8 protein-coding genes are annotated in these 18,998 nt (G+C 53.5%); 4 read left to right on the top strand and 4 right to left on the bottom strand.

The window, feature by feature from the left end; translation table 11 throughout:
* Positions 1-6,844: hypothetical protein (locus tag HG66A1_RS31910; protein ID WP_197997062.1), on the bottom strand; the 6,844-nt coding region annotated here is incomplete at its 3' end.
* Positions 6,845-7,622: 778 nt separating this feature from the next.
* Here HG66A1_RS31910 and HG66A1_RS09355 point away from each other — a divergent pair.
* Positions 7,623-8,858: an MFS transporter gene (locus HG66A1_RS09355; protein ID WP_145182538.1), complete on the top strand. Its 1,236-nt coding sequence runs from the start codon at positions 7,623-7,625 to the stop codon at positions 8,856-8,858.
* Between the two features lie 16 nt (positions 8,859-8,874).
* Here HG66A1_RS09355 and HG66A1_RS09350 read toward each other — a convergent pair whose 3' ends face one another.
* From HG66A1_RS09350 to HG66A1_RS09340, 3 genes are all read right to left on the bottom strand, one after another.
* Complete coding sequence (locus HG66A1_RS09350; RefSeq protein ID WP_145182535.1) at positions 8,875-10,434, bottom strand: ArnT family glycosyltransferase; 1,560 nt, start codon at positions 10,432-10,434, stop codon at positions 8,875-8,877.
* Between the two features lie 258 nt (positions 10,435-10,692).
* A complete protein-coding gene (locus tag HG66A1_RS09345) occupies positions 10,693-13,842 on the bottom strand; it encodes a WD40 repeat domain-containing protein (protein ID WP_145182532.1) in 3,150 nt (1,049 codons plus the stop codon).
* 109 nt (positions 13,843-13,951) lie between these two features.
* The gene (locus HG66A1_RS09340; RefSeq protein WP_145182529.1) at positions 13,952-14,482 is read right to left on the bottom strand and encodes a hypothetical protein; all 531 of its coding nucleotides are present in this window, start codon (positions 14,480-14,482) and stop codon (positions 13,952-13,954) included.
* Positions 14,483-14,751: 269 nt separating this feature from the next.
* Between HG66A1_RS09340 and HG66A1_RS09335 the strand changes: the two genes are divergently transcribed.
* The 3 genes from HG66A1_RS09335 to HG66A1_RS09325 all read left to right on the top strand — a co-directional run bounded on the left by HG66A1_RS09335 (position 14,752) and on the right by HG66A1_RS09325 (position 18,921).
* Positions 14,752-15,300, top strand: coding sequence for an ECF-type sigma factor (locus tag HG66A1_RS09335; protein ID WP_145182526.1), 549 nt, complete (start codon positions 14,752-14,754; stop codon positions 15,298-15,300).
* Positions 15,293-17,839 carry a serine/threonine protein kinase gene (locus tag HG66A1_RS09330; RefSeq protein WP_145182523.1) on the top strand — a complete coding sequence of 849 codons (2,547 nt, stop codon included), beginning with the start codon at positions 15,293-15,295 and terminating at the stop codon, positions 17,837-17,839. Before HG66A1_RS09335 ends, HG66A1_RS09330 begins: the two co-directional genes overlap by 8 nt.
* A 146-nt stretch (positions 17,840-17,985) precedes the next feature.
* Positions 17,986-18,921 (top strand): SMP-30/gluconolactonase/LRE family protein, encoded by a 936-nt coding sequence (locus HG66A1_RS09325; RefSeq protein WP_145182520.1) that lies wholly within the window; start codon positions 17,986-17,988, stop codon positions 18,919-18,921.
* Positions 18,922-18,998 lie beyond the last annotated feature (77 nt).

The raw sequence follows: 18,998 nt of genomic DNA, 5'->3' as shown, positions 1-18,998 counted from the left end.
TAATCAATGGTGCTTCACTCGGGCTGGTGGTATTATCCACAACACCGCCTCCAACACTAATCACCACGACTCGACCGCCTGCACTCTGCAGATCGGCAATCTCGACGTCTCCATAAGCCCGTGCAACCAGATCACCGCCTCTTGCATTGACCAGGCTGCCTTCATCCTGCGTGAACCCACCACTGCTGTCATTGTTGAAATCAGCGAAGAGTCTTACTAATTCAGCCGTGGTGGTATCCACGAGAGAAGTCGCTCCCAGTGCCAGATTATCGTCAGCGTAAAGGTTGATCCCACCACCGTTGGTCTGCACGGTGCTATTGACGTTGATATCCCCTTGGACGTTTGCCTGAATAATAGACGCCGCACCGGTAGCTTCGATCTTCTGGTTGATATTGAGTGTGCCGCCAATGGACAGAGAAATGTTGCCGGCAGCAGTAATACCATCGAGCCCGTTTACCGTACCAATGGTGGCTGCAGAAGGTTCCTGGATGAAGATATCGCCATTATGCTCGTTGGCAGCCATGGTATTGATGGCCAGATCGATATCCGCGGCGCCCGCGGCGCCGATGCCGAAATGGGCTTGCAGAGAAACAGTATCCGCATCGATCAAAGCCGCTTCACCGGCCGTATTATCGGTGATACTGCCTAAAGTAGTAAAGAGCTGCACTTCGCCGCCGGTATTGACATTTGAAAGATTGATATTATTGACCGCAAAAATGTCGATCAGACCAGTACCGCTGCTGGTAATTTCCGATCCGTCTGCCAGATCCACAGTACCGACAGAAAAGATGTCGATCAAAAATGCACCGGAGTTGGAAATTTGTGCGAGATTGTTCAATATAAAGTCATTCGCGTTGTTTTGCAGCTTCAACGTTCCGGTAGAAGCACTGACATTATCGGAAATCGTCATCGTACCGTTCGACCTCAGATCGACGGCTCCCCCGGTAACTGTGTCACTGACCAGCAGCGTGCCAGTTGTCGTCAGGAAGATTTGACTGGCTGCAGCAGTGATCCCAGACAGACCATCAACCGTGCCAATTTCCAGATTTCCTGTATTGTCGATCGTAAACGCGCCACTGGCCACGCTGGTTGCCAGAGTATTGACGTTGGTGTCGATTCCGGTAATACCGCCGGGACCACCGACACGCAACGCCGCCCGATCAGCGGTGATCAGAGCATTCCCTGTCAGGTCATTGATACCACCGCCGGTAGCCGTCACACGGACTTCACTGGTTGTGGTCACATTCAAGGATTCCACATTGAAGAAGGCCGTTAAATCGATCTCGCTGGCACCGGCATCAATCGAACCAGCTGCAGCAAAGGTAATATCACCAAAAGTCGAGTCAACATCTACACTGCCCGTGGTGGTAAACGCGCCATTCACGAAGACCTGACCGGAAGTCAGGTCCAGGGCGCCCGCCCCGATATCAACCGTTCCCGTGTTGATGATATCATCAGTGCCGGCGTTGACCGTCAGATTGGCTGTGAAAGTCGAGTCCAGGGGATCGATATTGATAATATCAGCACCACTGCCGCCGGACAGCTCAGTGTTGATCGTCAGCGTCGCGATGGGATGTATGAAGTTGACTGATTCACCCAGGTCAGAATCAATCAGTGAAAGCCCATCCCCGGGACCACCGTCATCTGAGAGCGTGATCGTCTCAGCGGCACCTGTGAAGGTAAAGATACGATCGGTGGCGGTGATGGTATCATCAATCGGTTCCAGGCCGGTGTAGGTAATCGTGGCGGTCCCTTCGCCATTGTAAAAGACCGAACCATTGTTGTTATCTACAAACTGATGTTCGACGATCGCGGCGGTACCACCCAGAATCTGCAGTGTGTCGCCGAGCGTTTCGCCGCCGGTTCCACCGTTGAAGTTGATTCCATTCACGGGATCAAACAGGCCACCAGCAGGATTATTGATGATCAAGGTGTCATCGCCGGCCAGACCGTTGAAGGTGAAATCCGTATTGGCATTGAAATTGATGATCGGCCCGCCGTTGATCTGGTACGTCCCCGAGTTGGCAGTCAGAGCGGTAATCGTCAGCGTATCATCGCCGGCAGTACCATCAACGACAATGCTGCCGCCAAAGGTCAGACCTTCGATTTCATCAAAGGTCACATCCTGGAATGGGCCGGTCGCGGAGATAGTCCCCCCATCCAGGCCGTCTGGTGTGAAGGTGGAAGATTCGCCCGGAGGAGTCAGGTAGGTCAGTGAATCGCCAGGGAAAGCAGGAGCGGCTGGATTGCCGCCTACAATGTCAATCGTCGTCAGTACATTCGGATTGACTGTGATGTCATCGGCGTCAGTTCCGGAATAGACGGTCAGATCTTCCAGGGCATCATAACTGAGAGAAACTGCACCGGCACCGATCACCGAACCAACTCCTACCCCTGTATTCTGGATGAGAATATTATCGCCGGTGTTATCGCCGGAATCATCGACGATCAGTTCATCCGCACCCGCATTACCGTAGAATGTAAACAGGCCCGAGATACCGTCTACAGTCCCCCCATCATTGAGAGCACCACCATTGCCGTCAATAATGACCTGGTCTCCCTCAGTCCCACCATTCACGGTGATATCTGTTCCCGCAATTAGAATTCCATTCAGGTTGGCCACACCACCCGTCGCATCTGGAGTACCACCAAAGGGACTATCAATATTGAGTATCAAAGCTGCCGCGGAATCCAAAGTGATTCCGGTTGCCAGATTCAAATTATCTCCGGCTTGTAAATTAAGGTTGCCACTCGTACTGGTGACCCCTGCATTGATATTTAAGTCCTGTCCTGTACCAGCGGCATCGATGGCTCTCAGGTAACCAACCGTATCTGCGGAAACAGCCTGATTGATAGTCAATGCACCGGTGGTAGTCACAAAAATGTTACTGCTGTTGGCCGTGATTCCATCCAGGCCATTGACACTCCCAATTACCAGATCACCCACGTTGTCGATAGTAAAGGCTCCACCTGCCGCGCTGGCAGCCAATGTATTAACGTTAGTCTCAATTCCAGTGATGCCACCAGCTCCACCAGCAACTAATGCGACCCGATCAGCCGTGATCAGGGCATTTCCAGTAAAGTCATTAATGCCACCACCGGAAGCAGTGACCCGCACCTCGCTGTCTGTGGTCACAATTAACGATTCCACATTGAAAAAGGCAGTTAAGTCGATTTCACTGGTACCGGCGTCAATTGAGCCGGCTGCGTCAAATGTAATATCGGCAGCAGTCGCCAGAATATCCACAGTCCCTGTAGTCGTGAAGGCACCATTCACATTCACCTGACCGGCCGTCAGATCCAGCGCACCGGATGCGATGTCAACGGTGCCGGTGTTGATTGTATCGTCGGTACCGGCATTAACCGTGACATTGGCATCGAAGTTGGCGTCGATACCATCAATGTCGACTGTATCAGCGCCCGAACCGCCGCTGACTTCCGTGTTGATGATGATGTTATTGGTGGGATTCAGGAAGGTTACTACTTCGCCGAAGAGATCGGAGTCAATCTGGGATACATTATCTGCAGGATTAATGTCGTCAGACAAGGTGATTGTCTCAGCGGCACCAGTAAAACTGAAGATCCTGTCATTGGCCACCAGATTATCAATAACTGGTTCCAGACCGGTATAGGTAATTGTTGCCGTTGCTTCCCCATCCAGGAAAATACTTCCATCACTGGAACTTACAAAGACATGCTCGACTGAGTTGATGCCCCCGGTACGATCGATGCGCAGAGTATCGTTTCCACCAGCACCTCCCTCAAACTGAATCTGAATATCCGTAGTATGATCGATATTGGTCAGATCAATAGTCAATGTGTCATCCTGGTTATCTTCGCCATTGATCACCAGGGGTCCCTCCAGAGAATTCACCGGCAGGACCGAAATCACGTTTCCAGAGACACTGTCACTCAAAACCAGATTCGAACCGATGACTTCCAGCGTATAATCATCTGATGTGCCATTCACGGGAACAGTGACTTCAGGGGTCGAATCTTCAACCACAATCACGACATCATTACCGTCTCCCCCCGCATAAGTCAGGTAGGCATTCTGTCCGACAACCCCCAGAAAGTCTACAAATTCGTGCCCTTCGGGCAGTCCGACGAATGTACCATTTACCGGGTCCGTGCCATCATTGTTGATAATGACAAACTGATCTCCTTCCAGGGGATCGTAGCCATCGATCAGATTCAAACTGACGCCGTCTCCTATAGAAACAGTCCCAGTCACATCGATCTGATCATAGCCTGTGCCTGCTGCGTTCCCGTCAATTTCAATGTCCAGACCGGCGGGTACAGCCGGAGCAGCAGGAGCCAGGTTAATGGTGATGGGGGCATAGAACAGATCTTCGTTGTTTCCATTAGTGACGCTGTCACCCGCAATCATCAGGACGCCAGTCAGGGTATTACCGCTGAGTTGCAGATCACCAATTGTCATTTCATCCAGCCTGGTGAGCCCTGCGCCACTGAGCGCGATGTCGGTAACGGAAATAAAGTTATCAATCTGGCTGGTAATCCCGAGACCGGTTTGATCCAGAATCAGCGCGCCGATGGCACCGAGTGAGCTTTCCGAACCTTCCCCGTCAACATACAGGTACAGAGTTTCTCCCGAAGGCAGCAGAATCGCATCACCACTGGGAGACTGATTCTGGAAGTTGCCGGTCGAACCATCAATCACGACACCGGCATTAGTCAGGGGACCGTTTGCCCCGGCGGGACCGGTCCACATGACAATATCACCAAAATTATTTTGGGCATAGATTCGGCGTTCACCATTCACCTCAATGATTCCCCCGCCGCCGGTCGTACCAGAATCAGATAATCCTGCTGTCGGGAAGGGATAGCTGATGAAGGTTTCATTAATCCAGGTCTGTCCGCCGTCATTACTGATTGCATGGTACTGCCCTGCTGTGCTGGGACCGGCTCCGGAGTGGAAATACCCCTCCAGTACGCCTCCACCCACATTCAAAATGCTGGCATGATCGCCTGACGTCAGTCCCGTCGCGGTTGTAATTGCTCCTAATACCAGATTAGTGCCATCCCAGGTATAGGTGGCCCGACTCAGATCGCCGGATGAGTTCCTCCAGAACAGAATGTTCTGTCCCTGAACGGATTCAACATATCGCAGGTCTTCCCCCGGGCCCACGTCAAGTTGCGTAAAGCTGCCCAGGTTAATGGAATCCAGTTCGAAAGCCCCTCCCAGGATGAGATCCTGAGTCTGCATGATTCCGGCACTGAAGCCGGGGGCAAGCGAAGCATTATCTGTTACTTTGACAGTTCCCTGAATGTCGGGGGTTCCACCGAGAGTGATTCCACGATCTACTACCACACTCTCGTTATAAATCCCAGAATTAACGTAGACGGTTCCTCCGCTGTTTACGGCCTGTATGGCCTCATTGATTCGTTCGGGTGCCCCCGTTTGAGCTCCCAAAGCGGTTACATTCAGTACAGAATAATCACCCTGAAAACCTGCCAGCCCCACGTTTGTGTCTGCACCGTCATTCAAGAACGAAGTGAAGTCGACCATGACTGGTGTGCCGCCATCTGCGTCTTCCATTAACGCTTCAATACTACTTTCGCTGGTGGTTCCCCACCAGTTTTCCGATGCATCGACTGCGGTTGTCTGGTCACCGAAATGTCGAATTGCTTTGGCATCGCCGCGAACGCCGCCATCTATAAATGCGTTGTTGTTGATGTGAATTGTGGATGCATCGATCCCCGATCCTGCATCGGGGGTACGCAATCGGATCCCGTGAGTCGGCTCGGCAGCTCCGGCGACATCGTTGTAGTGGATCACGTTATTCTCGATTGTCACGTTCTGTGAAACTGTCGTGCCGTACTGTCCTCCCCAGAGCTCGAATGCCTGCCCAAAGAATCCAGGGTAGGCTTCGATGTTCTGGAATGTGTTGCCGACGATTTCACCATCAATTGTTCCAACCTGAAAACCAGTGTAGAAAGTCCCATCGAAAGTGTTTTCTCGAATCTGAATATTTCCAGCATCGCCCATATTCATCCCGACGCCGCCTGTAAACTCGTTCTGTTCGACGACCGCGTCATTGATCGTGCCGCCGTTTTGGAAGATTCCCCCCGTCGTTCCAGCGAAGTGGTTTCCGACAATGTGCATTCTCTCGAAAGAACCGCCTCCGCCGACCAGCAGCGCATCACCGTCTCCCGTGAACTGGAAGAGGTTTTGTTCGACTGTCAAATCATCAAACGAACCGGATTGCAACTGGATGCCACCTTGCCCCCCCGGAATATTTGTGTTGTTGAAAATGTTGTTGGCAATGGTCAGGTTATCCGCACCTGCGTAGCTATCGATCACACGTCCGCCGTTTCCTTCGAAGGAAAAACCGTCGATTGTGGCATCATCCGCAGTCGGCTGAATCGCATAAAAACCATCATGGTCGATGATACTTTCGGCTCCGCGGGCCATGGTATTCGGGTCAATACCTGCATTAGCTCCGAGCAAATCGACCGACTTGTTCAATGAGATCAGCCCGCTATAGGTACCCGCGGCGACTTGAATGGTATCACCGGTGGCAGCAGCCGCATTGATGGCAGCCTGAATCGTCGCAAATGCTGTCACATTCCACACCGCGTTCTGATCCCCGCCTGTGCCGGGGTCGGTGTCGGTCCCGCTGAAATCTGATCCGGAGGTGAAGTCATCATCGACAAAGAAGGTCGTCAGCAACGTCCGATCTTCCAAAACTTCAGCTGTCGTGATCTGGTTCTGTGTGGCGGTCTGCCAGCGTTGGCGAATGGCTCGACGATCGCGAGAGCGGAAGACGGGGCGTTTTCGGAGACGGGAGGTGACGTTAGCAAGCCAGTTCGTAAGCAGCATCCTGGTTACTCCTCAGAAGTAAATTTTTCAGCTTAACATTAGGGACGAAATCGATGATGTGACTACCTGATTTCGACAGACCGGGCAGGCTGAATGGATGCTCTCACTCTTTATTTCACCTACTCAACGCATGACTCTCTTTTATTCATTAACTCAATTTACACTCATTCGATCCATTCAGCACAATCATCACATTTATACCTATCTACCCAAACCAACTTTTCATTTCTACAAAAAAACCCTCTATTTTCACCTGATTGTATAAAATTAATCATCCCACAAGTCCAATGTACAAAAGAACTAAGATATCTTATCAATCAACTATTAAGTGAACATCAACGATACAAACAAGCGCACACAAAACAACTACTTCACATCAACAACTGTCTAAATGAGAGGCTCTCATCGCCCCCTTCCTGAGGCACCCGAAATGATAAATCGAAGCTGTTCAGAGCCGAAACTGCGTTGGTGAGCCAGCCTGGAGCCCGACAGACTTCATTGTTGGCTAACGAGTTTTGAAAGAGTCACTGTTCCAGGAACAGCTCCGTTCCTAAAATGAGAACTCAGTGCTGGAATGTACTAGTAGTCCTGTTCTGTGCGAAACCTGGCCGCTTTTTCTTCGCACTAACGTGAGAGACAAATGCAGGGCAACACCTCCTACTGCTGAACCTGACGCGCTCGCCCGTGTCTTCCCGGTAATGACCCTCAATTGAGAGACACGTACGAAATCAGTCCCCTTTCGCTGCCTCGCAGCGTTGCAAATAGATCCACGAGAGAAATGACGACCCTTTCCCCCACCGAAGCTCCGTCAGCTTCGGAAGCACCAGAGACAGAACATTCATCCGAATCAACTCATTTGAGTAAAGGCCTGACTTTACTGCTGGCGACAACCGTGGGAATGGTGGTCGGCAACCTGTATTACATGCAGCCCCTGCTGGGACTGATTGCGATCGACCTGGGATTGTCGGAGAGTGCTGTCGGAAGTGCAGCGACACTCAGCCTGATTGGCCAGTCATGTGGGATGCTGCTGATTCTGCCCCTGGGGGATATCTTTAATCGACGGCCCCTGATTCTGATCTCGGTGCTGCTCTCCATCTGTGCTTTATTACTGGTTGCCTCGGCTGACAGTCTTGGCTGGCTCTCCTTCGCCTGCCTGGCTCTGGGGTTGTCGACGACCGGCACGCATATGACGATTTCCCTCGCGGCCAGCCTGGCCACTCCCGCTGAACGCGGACGCGTCGTGGGCACTGTCGTAGGGGGCCTGCTGACGGGGCTGTTGCTTTCGCGGACGATCAGTGGAGTTCTGGGGCGGCTGATTGACTGGCAATCGATTTATTACATCGCGGCCTGCATGTTGACCTGCCTGCTGGCCCTGCTCTGGTATGCGTTGCCCAGCACGAAACCACAGATTCGTATGGGATACATTCCTTTGCTGACTTCGATGTGGAAGCTGTTCACATCAGAGAAAGTCCTCAGGGAATCGTGTGTGTTCGGAAGCTTGAGCTTTGCTGCATTCAGTGCATTCTGGATGACGCTCGTCTTTCACCTGGAGCGTCCGCCCTTGAATTATGGCAGCGACGTCGCGGGGATGCTGGGACTGTTGGCCATCGGTGGTGCACTTGCCGCGGGTGGTGTCGGACGTTTGAGCGACCGTTTCGGCGCGCGTCCCATCATCGGCTTGTTCCAGCTGTTTACGCTGTTCTCCTTTGGAATACTCTACTTTCAGGGAGAAACACTGCTCGGGCTGGGAATCGGCGTGGTTCTGATGGACCTGGGAATCCAGGCCGTGCATGTGGGTAATCAGTCGCGGGTTTACAGTCTCTCTCCCGAAGCCCGTAACCGCCTGGGGACGATTTATATCGTGATCTACTTCGCGGGCGGTGCACTCGGTGCCGCAGTTGGCGTCTGGAGCTGGACCGAATTCGGCTGGGCCGGCGTCTGCAGTTCCAGTGCCCTGTTTATGCTGACGGCTACCTTCTACTGGCTGCTCACCATCCGCAGAAACCGGGTTTGACGATTCGCACGACGGTTCACTTACCGATATTCGCTGGCTGTTGAAAATGAATCAGCGTCGCGCTGTGCCAGGTCTTCTGCTCTGTTTCCACATAGCCGGTCTCCCGGGCAATCGCGCGGATCTGGTTGAGCGAATTCTGGTTCAGGTCGGTATCGGTGGCAGCGGCAACCCAGAACGATCCCGGATCGGTTTTCCAACTGTCGAGTAGATTCTGAAAGAAGGCAATCACTCCTGACTGCGGATTCCAGATATATGGCAACGCGTAACGGGGATGGGGGTCCTCCACATAGAACCGACTCACCCGGCAGGCCACGTATTCCAGAAATACCCGATCCTCTGTCAACGCAGGAACCAGGTAACTTTCGGTCAATCCACTCTGGACCAGCAGGGGTTCGCCTGGTTTTGAGTTCTCAGCAATGAAGGCATTCAGTTCCCGCCATTCGTGTTCGGTCGGGGAGCCGAGCCGCCCCATATCCCAGGGCCCCAGGGGAGACAGGAACCAGGCTGCGCTAAGTACGACCACCGTTGCCCCCACGGAGGTCACCCAGTGCCGCGTCTGAGTCAGCAGCAGTGCAATAAAACAGGCCCCCGCGGGTGCATAAGCGACGCGATAACGGGGATTGGCCAGACTCGACATCTCTCCCGAGGAAAGTACCGCCAGGATCAGTAACGGAAGCAATGAGCAGGTCGCTGTAATCCAGAGTTCTGAGCTGGAAACGGGCTGCGCAGAACGACGCTTGAGTGCCATCAGTAGTAGGAGACCACCGACCGGCAGCCCGATCCACCAGAACGGGCCGATCAGGTTCCAGATCGAGGTATCACTGCCGCTGAAGTTCAGAATCGGGCCCCACAGTTTGAGCCGCAGCAGGGTCGGGATCAGGGGGAGACCGAGCAGAATCACCAGGCCAGCTGCGAGTACAAGTCGGCCCAGGGTGGTGCGATTGAGATCGCGTTGCCACCAGCAGCTGACTGCGACCGCGAGCCCCGAGAGAATGACCAGCAGTGCCGAAGTGTAATGAGTCCAGAGTAAGGCGATGGAGGAGAAGCTCCAGAACAGTGCCGCTCCCAGCGAACGGGGCTGGCGTTGCCAGCGGATCGTAGCCCAGATCACGACTGCTCCCAGCATGAGCACGAGTCCGTAACAGCGGGCAATGCGGACTTCATCCATCGCTTCCGGATGCCAGGCGACCATTAACGCAGCCAGACCTCCTGTCAGCGGAGACCGCATTTCCTTCCCCGCCAGCCACGTAATCCAGATCGCGCCCAGGGCACACAGAGCCGAGGAGAGTCGAAACGCCAGCTCCGATTTTCCCAGGACCTTGAGAAACCCGATCTGAATCCAGCTGGACAGGGGCGGAATGGCGGCGTAGTCCAGACTCCGCATCAGCGATGTGCCGGGCAGATCGGAATCGATAATCCAGTAAGAACAGTGCTCATCCAGAACCAGTGGTCCGCCTGACAACAGGGGATACATCAGCAGGCACCAGCTCAACAGCGAAAGTGCCAGTAACCCGCGACCGACCAGGGTCAGTCGTTGATCTTCAGTTGATGGCAGCGCCAGTTCTTTTTGCTCCATCAATTCAGGTCCGGATTGCAATAAACGGGTGGGATTTCATCTCAGGAATGAGCCTGCTGCAACAATGTCATTCAATAGAAAGATCAGTGAAGATCATTGTTTCGCATGCAGTCTTAAAGCTTTATTTTTATCAGGCCGCTGAGGCTCTGTCCACCCCTGACAGCCGTTGAGCCCTGATGCCTGGAACCTGACTCGAATCAGGCAATTTTCCCGGAGAATCCATGTATCCTGGAACAGAATTGATTGAGCCCACCACTCTCAATTGAACTGACTCAGGTCGATGCGATGATGCGTCCAGTTTTGTTGGGAGCCATTGTGAGTCGAAACCACCAGGGTCGTGCCGTCAAATCCGATGCGATGAATTTCGCGACGTTCCGCAGACGCTTTCAGTTCTTCATTGAGGAGTAGCGAGTACAGATACTTCGATGAGCTCGCATCAAACAGATGGACGCCTCGATAGGAAGCTGCAGCAATCAGATGATCTGACATCGCCACGGACCTGCCCAGAGAGAATGTCCGCCCTGTTTTATCCGTAATGAGACTCACCAGCTTCCCTGCCCCCCATTCGTCATCGTTCACATCGGAACCAGGTACCTTTAAGATCGAAAGCAGTTTCCCGGACTCCGCCTCGTAGACCAGCACAGCACCACCATCGCGGTGGGAAGGATAACCAACGATCGCCTGGCTGCCGGAAATGGCGACCGAGATCCCAAAATCGTAAGGTCGGCTATCGCCTGCAGGTCGTTCCAGGCGGGAAAGCAATCTCCCCGTACCTGCATGATGGACAAAGACGCCGGGGTTCTTCCGGCTCTCCTTGTCATTTCCCGGTGCTGTGACGATCAGATTTTTTCCATCGGAAGCGATGTTGGCCCCCAATCTTCCGTGATCACGGTCCTGGCTCGAAAGCATAATCCGATACACAAACTTCCCGGTTGCAATATCGAAGATATCGACCTCCCCTTCATCTTCAGAGTGTCCCCTGCGTCCAGTGGCTCCGACCGCCAGGAATTCTCCCGCCAGGGCAACTGCGGTTCCAAACTGAAGTCCCCGCATCGGACTGTCGCGTGGTGGACGCACATTGGTAATCAGTTTGCCGCTCTGACGATCGTAGAGATACGCCTCCCCCGCGTTCAATCTCGGGCCTTTCCCTGTGCGTGGATTACTGAGCCAGGCTGTTCGATTTCCCACAGCGATATACCGGTCTGACAGGTCCAACGCATACCCATACGCTCCTTCACCTCCCTGAATTTTCAATGGTTTGTCTGTGTCGGTCGGCTCATAGAGCAAAATATAACTCTGTGTCGGCGCGGGTCCAAACAGGCCCCCCAGAATATTCGCCGATCGTTCCCCATTCACGCTCACAGCCAGACGTCCTGAAGCGACAGAGAGACGTCCATCAGAATATTCAGCAGGAATCTGACTCGTTGAAATCTGGTTTGCGCTGGAAAATGTTGCGACAACCTTGCGCGGGCTGACTTTCTCAGGTTTCGGCTTGCGTGGTTCCCGAACCAGCAATTCGAAAAGTGCTTCATTTCGAGTGACGAAACCGATCTTTTGAAAACGCTTTGCGTCGCTCAATGTGGGAGGGACTTCGATAAAGACGTTGCCCCGTGGATCCGCTTTACACGGCCACCGTTTTGCTGTCCGCACCTGATGCGCGGCACGATGGACAGCCTGCTCACCATAGATTTCACACAACGCTGTATACTGTTTACCCGCTGCTTTCCACTGAACTCCATTTTGACGGGCTGCCAGAGTCAAAAAACAGGTGCGATCGCTTTCCTGTTGCAGCTCAATCAGGAAATCCGCCAGACTCGCACCGGGAATCTGACGCGATTTTGCAGCCGCAGCCAGCACTTTCCGCGCGTCGAGCAACGCCAGCATTGCCTGGTATTCATCAAAGGCTTCCGCCCACCTGTCATCCGAGCGTGACAGCATACGAAACTCGTTGAGAATAAATCCTCCCTCACTGGCTTCTGCCAGTCTCTCAAACAGATCGTACATCGGTTTCATCTTGCTGCCGATGATCTGTCCGGTATCCATCTTAGACTGCAAGCGCTGTTTGTCTGCAATCGCCAGCAGTTCATCTTCGCCCACCACCCTGGTCAGTTGCCTGTACCAGAGAATCGCCTGTTGCTGACTGCGAATTTCATCATCGGTCTGGTACAGAAAAGCCAGGTAGGCTTGCGGGCTGCGATAGAAATCCTGCTGATGACCGGCTGAATGGTATTCACTCCAGTCTCGCAGCAGTACATATTGTTCTGCCAGAGGCGCAGTTGCGCGAATCGCTTCCGCCAGTCTGGTACGATTAAAGACTTTCAGATTTTCCAGCTGCTGGAGTTTTCCCACTTCACGGATACCCAGCTGCTTTCGAATTTCTTTCATCCAGCGATCAAACAGGGGTCTGGCAATGGGAGCCACTCCCCCATCCAGAGAAACTCGATAGACCTGGGACAAAAACCCTGTAGAACCGGTTGTAATTCCTCCATAGATCAATTGAAGATCTTTTTGCAGCAAAGCTTCTGCATATTGCTGCTTCAGGCTTTCATTCTCCTGAGTCTGTGGAAATCCCTGCCAGAATTGTCTGCGCAGGACCTGCAGTTTCGTCTGATTCATTTTTCCTGCGGGGGCATTTGCCTGAAGTTGCTGCAGATCCTGCTGCATGCCCTTACCGATGCGGTTGAATGCAAATTGATTCTGCTCTTCCTCCGTAATTTCTTCCTCAGGTAGCGGCACCGGCGCCGGTTCACCGCCGGGCAGGACGACGACTATCCCGCCACCACCTCCCGGTGTGGAATCCGGAATCATCAGCATCCCCGCGCCACACAAGAGCAGCAATACAATCGCTGACATGAGAACTCGCTGCGGAGTCAGCCACTTCCCGGCGCGAAGCTGAGACTTAGATTCGATCTCCTGTTCGATCAGCTTCAAGCGTTTTCGCAGCTGCACGATCGGCAGGATGAGTTCTTTCGGACCGGCTGTTTTACGGTGCTCGAAATAAGCCAGACGTCCCAGCTGACTGAATGCACGCGAGATTTTACGCTGCAGCAGTTTGATGCGGATCCGTTGCGGAAGTGATGTGACTGCCAAACGGACTTTTTCCAGCAGCGAAGCCTGTCCGTCAGCAGCCTTAAAACTCAAATTCAAGACTTCCTGCTGAGAATGCATTCCATCCAGCTGTGCAAACTGATCCCGATAGAGATTACGCAGCGTTCCGTTCTGATAAACATGTGCTCCCAATGCAGCCCACGTTGCGGGCAAAGCAAATCGCTGAATTCGAAATCGGGTCCACCGACTCAAAAGAGACGCTTTTGTCGAACTCCAGTAGCCTCTCTGCTCCGTGGTTGTATTCTCGGTTCCACTAACCAGGGTATGTGTGTCAGACTTGTTTTGTTCGATTTTGGCCATACGTTGTACCCTGCGTTGTTTTTGAAGAAGAGTGGTCATTGGAAGTCTGCTTTCTCCGTTGAGGGGGAAGTACCGCTGTGATTCAAAGTGGTGTCTTCCCGTAAAATTGTTACGCAAATAGTACGCCCAGCAGATAGAAGGCTCCGCCTGTCAGTCCGAGCACCAGTGCTGCGACCAGCAGAATGAAAGCCAGATAAACCAGCGACAGACTCAGACTCAGGGTCATTTTAAGCAGACCTGCCGTAATCCGCGGTGCGAACCATCCGCTACCGGCGACCAGTAACAGTCCCCAGCCCGTGAATTCGTATTGCACACCTGCCACCAGGAACAGGAAGACGCAGATCAGCTTGAGAACCGTTCCCGTCCAGGCAGGAACCCAGGTGAAAGCGCCGCTTATATACTCGATGATGGTCTCGGCCCATTCGGAACCGAAGTCGCCTGCTTCGGCGAAAGCGTCATCAAAAATGCCTGGCCCACTCCGTGAGGGCCGATAGGTCATGCTCAGAGCCTCGTCTCGCTGCTTCTGTTCATGGCGGTAATGTTCTGCCCCCAGCGAACTGTAGGTGTTGTCGTAGTATCCGGTTGCTCTTCCCAGCAGGTAATCGCCCAGTTTGTGGTCTGTGGAATCGTAAATCGCCATGTTGATTTCCCCTGAAGGTGTCTGTGACTGGTTGTGTTCCCCTCGTGATAAGCTTGGCGACAGACTGCGGAAATGTGTGCAATCCGAATAAAAACCTTTTTCGAAATCGGATTTTTTTCTCGTTCCGCCGCTGGTAGAAACGAAATCCGGGGCATTGCGTCCGCTTGAAGCCCCCTTATAATGGGTCTCATCAATCAGATAGTGAATTTCTGTTATCGAGGAACAGAATTCTCCCCATCCGATTCATTCGAGAGCAGCAGGCCACACCGATGACCGTACCGCCAGACGGAACCACAAATAGCTGGGATCAATCGATTTACGACCAGCTACATGGTCTGGCTGAACGGGCTTTAAGTCGCGAAAGTGCAGGACATTCCCTGCAACCCACGCTGCTCGTCAACGACGCGTACCTTAAACTGCAGGAACAGCAGAATCTGGATCCCGCAGATCGATCCCTGATGCTGGCCGCCGGCGCGACCATTATTCGTCGCCTGCTCGTCGATTACGCCCGGCAGCGAAAACGACTCAAACGGGGAGGAAATGACGGTCGAGGAATTCCGTTGCACATTTCTGTCGCCGATGACGCCAATCAGTTAGACATCCTGGAATTGAATGACGCCCTGGAGACGCTCGCCAGCGAGTTACCCCGGGCAGCCAGGATTGTGGAACTGAAATTTTTTGGTGGTTTGACGGGCGAGGAGATCGCCGAACAGCTGGATGTCTCATTGCGGACAGTCAACAACGACTGGAAGTATGCGAAAGCCTGGTTGTATCGCGAGCTCGGTCCCGGCACAGAAAGTGATTCTGCAGATGAGTAATTCACACGCGGAGAAAGTCCAGCAGACGTTCCTGGCGGCTTTGGAAGTGGACGAGGAACAACGAGGCGCCTGGCTGGTTCAGAAATGTGGTTCTGATGAAGCACTGCTCACCGAAGTCAGGTCGCTGTTGAATCACGCCGATCCCTCTGTTGATTTGCTGGAACAGAAGCTGGATGAGGTCGTGGCTGATATTCCTCACCTGGATGAGGAAGCGGAACCGGCTGCGACTCAAGAAACAGACGAACTAGAGGAAGATATCGACTGCGATGACTTTCTTTCGAAGCTGTCCGCAGTTGGCGTACTCTCGCCGGACGAATTCGCGTCGGTCAGCGATTCGGTTTCGACTGGAACGACTCCCCCCGATGCACGGCAGCTGGCTTCGCAACTCGTCACCAACGGTAAGCTGACCTCGTACCAGGCGTCCGCCCTGCTTAAAGGTGAGCCTGAGCTGTTAATCGACAAATACCTGATCCTCGATCTGATCGACGTCGGCGGGATGGGCATGGTCTTCAAAGCCCTGCACCGCACGATGCACCGGATTGTAGCTCTGAAGATGATGTCACAGCAGATGCTGGCTTCGGAAGATCAGGTGCGACGTTTCAAACGGGAAGTCCGTGTTGCTGCAACGCTCGAACATCCAAATATCGTCCGGGCCTATGATGCCGACGAGGCCCGGGGGGTCCATTTTCTGGTGATGGAGTATGTGCGTGGCGACAACCTCAGCCGGATCGTGCGTACTTCCGGTCCGCTTTCCCTGAACCAGGCCGTCGATTGTATTCGCCAGACCGCGATCGGACTGCAACACGCGCACGAACGTGGCATCGTACATCGGGACATCAAACCTGGCAACCTGCTGCTGGATGATCAGGGAACAGTCAAAATTCTCGACCTGGGACTGGCACACATTGACGACTCACTGCGACATTCGCCTGCCGGCTCCGAAACCACCGATGATGAGAGTGGCCGCCCGTTCGTCAGTCAGTCAGAACTGACGGCAGCCGGGGCGATTCTGGGGACGGCGTCGTTCATGGCTCCCGAGCAGTCGCTGGATGCGCATCTGGTTGACTTCCGATCCGACATCTACAGTCTGGGCTGCACGCTCTATTTCCTGCTGACCGGTGAAGCCCCCTACACCGGAAACACGATCTTCAAAGTCTTCGTCCAACACCGGGAGGGCGACATTCCCCCGTTACAGAAACAACGCCCGGATGTCCCCGATTCCGTCGCAGCCGTCTTTGAAAAAATGGTCGCCAAGAAACCAGAAGACCGCTATCAGACTGCCCGGGAGCTGATTGTCGCCCTGGAAGACTGTCACATTCCGCCGCCGGTTAAAGAAGTGCCTCAACCTTCCCGACAGACGATTGATACCCCGTCTGATCCCGGACCGACCATCAGTGATCCGGGGACGATTCAATATGCCAACTCCACCAGTTCTGCTCAGAAACGTTATCTGCTGGCAGCGGCGTGTGCGATTGTGCTGGTGGGCATCACAGCCTTCCTCTGGCCACGCGAGTCTGATCAGATCGGCGCCCTGCCTGCCGGCGAAAATTCATTTGAGGTCACTGAACCCGTTCCTGCTCTCGTCACAGCGCCAGCTGAAAAGGAACAAATTCCAGATCAACCAGTCACTCCGCAGACATCACTGGCTGACCTGCTGGCCTCGGGAGAATGGGAATGGCAGGTGACCAAAAATCTGGGCCCCCTGATTAACTCGAATGAATTTGAGTTCGGTGGAGACATCACGGCCGATGGCCTCACCCTCGTATTTACTACCTGCCGTGATAAATCAAACCAGAAAAGTCCCAGTCATTTATGGATCGCGACACGCACCTCACTCGATGCTCCCTGGTCTAATCCTGAAATTCTCCCCCCCGAAGCCAATCTTGAGGGGTATAACACATTACCTCAGATTTCAGCAGACGGACTGAGTCTTTCATTCAAACACAAAAATTCACAATATTTTCTTACGACACGCAAGAGTTTGAATGATCCCTGGCAGGAAGCGATCCCTGACCCCATCGCCGTCGGCCACAGACGCGATTACCGGCTCACCCCTGACGGTTTGACCGCATTCCGTCCCCGCATAGTAACTGCAGAGAATCAATTCCCTGGTCGGGAAAGCAGCCTGATGATCTGGCGGCGTGACGCCTTAGACAGCCTCTTTGGGGAACGATCAGAGGAAACACTGCCCGTTGACCAAAGGATTGGTAATGTTGGTTCCCTGAGCGATGATGGCCGGTTTTATCTCTTTCATCAGAAAGAGGCTCTGGAAACGGATCCGGATGAAGCCTTGGGTAAGCTGCACTACTCAACTCGTCCCGACTGGAATTCGGCCTGGTCAGAGCCGGTTCTCGCTTTTAAAAACGATCCTAATCCCTCGGGACGTCCCCGGTTATTACGGGATGGCAGAAGCTTTCTGTTTGTTGCCGGCCGCCCCGGTGGTTATGGGGCCAGCGACCTGTGGCTGGCTGAACTGGTCCGCAAAACGCCTGAGGCGGAGACCAGCGAAACCAAGGATACCACCTCAGCTGAAGAGTAGGTTTGGTCGGTTGTGACGATTTCGCGCGCTTTGAACCACAGAGCCGGAAACCGGCGATCGCTTTCCTGTACAGGGGAATTCGGGTACCTTGTTGATCTATCGAATTCAGCTGATCCACTACCCATTTACAACAGGAGAGTCTTTAGATGAAAGCGTTCTTAATTCTGACCCTCGGGGCGACGTTAATGCTGAGCAACATAGCCTACGCTCAGAAACCTGCCGGAAAATTGTTTGAGGCAGGAAAACCACTGGGAGCCGTCAATGAGGCCGGAGAGTTCGTTCCCCTCTCCAGCAACGTCAAGGTGTATGGCAGTTTTCGTTTTGCGGAGAGCTGCGTCTACGACCCGACCCGCAATCTGATCGTCGTGTTGAATGCCGGGGTTTCCCAGGACCAGGCGAAAAATGATGGTTATGTTTCACTGTTGAATCCGGACGGGTCCGTGCATACCACGAAATGGATTGGGGCAACGCGCAACGGCCTGACGCTCAATCATCCACTGGGAAGTGCGATTCACAACGGAACCCTGTATACCGCGGATATCGATGTGGTCCGCACGTTCGATCTCGCGACCGGCAAACCAGGGAAAGCCTTTCCTGTGGAAGGTTCCACATTCCTGAACGGCATTGCCGTTAATAAAGCAGGGACGATCTTTGTTTCCAATTCGAAGCCGGAAAACCGCGTCTATAAAATCACCGCAGACGGTGACGTTTCGATCTTCGTAGACGGTGATCCGCTCAAGATTCCGAACGGCGTCGCCATCGATCCGGATGGAAATGTGGTCGTGGTCAATGTAGGCAACAATGACGTCATGACTTTTAATCCGGATAACGGCAAACTGCTCCGCACCGAGCACGCCGCGGAAGGGGGCAACGATGGCCTGGTGATCCTGCCCGACGGAACCAAGTACGTCAGCAGTGTCCGTTTCGGCAGCGTCTCAAAAATCAGCCCCGGTAAACCGGCCCAGGTCATCGCTTCGGGCATTCCGAGTGCCGCCTCGATGGGCTACGATTCCAGACAGAAGCAGTTGATCATCCCCATGAACAACAACAATGCCGTCGCTTTTCTCAAACTGGAAGACTGAGCTTCCGGAGGCGGGAACAATCTTTCTGCTCATCAATAAAACGAGGGCAGGCGCCTGACAGCCCTGCCCTCGCAGAA

This window comes from Gimesia chilikensis (assembly GCF_007744075.1).
In the GTDB taxonomy this organism is placed as follows: domain Bacteria; phylum Planctomycetota; class Planctomycetia; order Planctomycetales; family Planctomycetaceae; genus Gimesia; species Gimesia chilikensis_A.
This window is presented reverse-complemented; position numbering and strand designations above follow the sequence as displayed.

Bases quoted from the DNA above. Each gene is read 5' to 3' on its own strand.
- HG66A1_RS09345 (WP_145182532.1), bottom strand. From the start codon at position 13,842: ATGGCCAAAATCGAACAAAACAAGTCTGACACACATACCCTGGTTAGT.
- HG66A1_RS09355 (WP_145182538.1), top strand. From the start codon at position 7,623: ATGACGACCCTTTCCCCCACCGAAGCTCCGTCAGCTTCGGAAGCACCA.
- HG66A1_RS09350 (WP_145182535.1), bottom strand. From the start codon at position 10,434: ATGGAGCAAAAAGAACTGGCGCTGCCATCAACTGAAGATCAACGACTG.
- HG66A1_RS09335 (WP_145182526.1), top strand. From the start codon at position 14,752: ATGACCGTACCGCCAGACGGAACCACAAATAGCTGGGATCAATCGATT.
- HG66A1_RS09340 (WP_145182529.1), bottom strand. From the start codon at position 14,482: ATGGCGATTTACGATTCCACAGACCACAAACTGGGCGATTACCTGCTG.
- HG66A1_RS09330 (WP_145182523.1), top strand. From the start codon at position 15,293: ATGAGTAATTCACACGCGGAGAAAGTCCAGCAGACGTTCCTGGCGGCT.
- HG66A1_RS09325 (WP_145182520.1), top strand. From the start codon at position 17,986: ATGAAAGCGTTCTTAATTCTGACCCTCGGGGCGACGTTAATGCTGAGC.